This window comes from Methylorubrum sp. Q1, assembly GCF_004683995.1.
Classification (GTDB): Bacteria; Pseudomonadota; Alphaproteobacteria; order Rhizobiales; family Beijerinckiaceae; genus Methylobacterium.
On the sequence record NZ_SRHQ01000087.1, the window covers coordinates 1 to 1,090 of the forward strand.

The 1,090-nt window shown below is 66.3% G+C and carries 1 protein-coding gene; it reads right to left on the reverse strand.

What is annotated here, in order from left to right:
- The coding region (locus E4V01_RS25370) for an IS481 family transposase (RefSeq protein ID WP_135300299.1) at positions 1-986 on the reverse strand (986 nt) is incomplete at its 3' end.
- Positions 987-1,090: the final 104 nt, after the last annotated feature.

A 1,090-nucleotide genomic window follows, 5' to 3' on the forward strand; every position in this document is an offset into this window, starting at 1 on the left:
TAGTTGTCTGGTTGCGAGACCTCCTTGGCGTCTGCGATGATGCGAAGGGCACGTTTGATGAGACTCGGGCTGGGTGGTCTGTAGGTGGGATTGGCGAGCGCGGGATCGTCTTCGAGCCGCTGGCGCAGCACCATCTCAGGCGAGAGACCTTTGAGTACGCGCTGACGGCGACCGTTGTAGGCCGCGTTGAAGCCGCGCAGCACGATCTCCAGATCGGCGTGGCTGTAGATCATGATGCCCAACACCTCGCGCTGCACCCGGCCGTTGAAGCGCTCGACCATGCCATTGGTCTTTGGCGTGTAGGGGCGTGTCTTGCGATGCTGCACACCGTGCCGCTCGCAGGCTGCCTCGAAGGCATCGGCCGTGAAGCAGGAGCCCCGATCGGTGAGCACGTGGGTGACCTGGAAGGGGAAGGCGTCGAGTGCGTCCGTGAGGAAGGCCACCGCCGAGGCCGTTGTCTCGTCGTCCATGACCGCGAGGTGCACGTAGCGCGAGGCGCGGTCGATGGCGACGTAGAGGTAGCGTTTGCGGGTGGAGCCGTCGCGGTCGCGCAGCTTCGGCAGGTGCTTCACGTCGACATGGACGAAGCCGACCTCGTAGTCCTTGAAGGTGCCATGCGGCTTGCGGGTCTGCTCGGACGGCGGCAGCCGGTTGAGGCCTTCCGCCCTGAGGATGCGGTAGACGGCGTCTCGGTTCAGGTGCGGCAGGAAGTGGCTGACGATGAAGGTCAGCGCGTCGAGGGGGAAGCCGGTGGAGCGGCGGAGCGTGCACACGATGGCACGCTCCTCATCGCTGGCGCGCCAGGGCAGCTTATGCGGCCGGGCCGAGCGATCGTGACAGGCATCGGGGCCGCGTGTGCGCCATTTGCGGATGGTCTCGGTTGAGACGCCGTAGCGCTTGGCCAGCACCCCGGAGCTCTCGGGCGAGCGGGCGATCTCGGCGCGGACAGCCGGAGTGGTGCGGGCCTGGGGATGGATGACGAGCATCAACGAGCCCTCCTGGCAGCACGGCGGCACACACCTTCGAACCGCCAAGCGTAGGCTTTGACCGCCCAACGGGCCACATCCCAACGACGTTCCGCAACCAGACA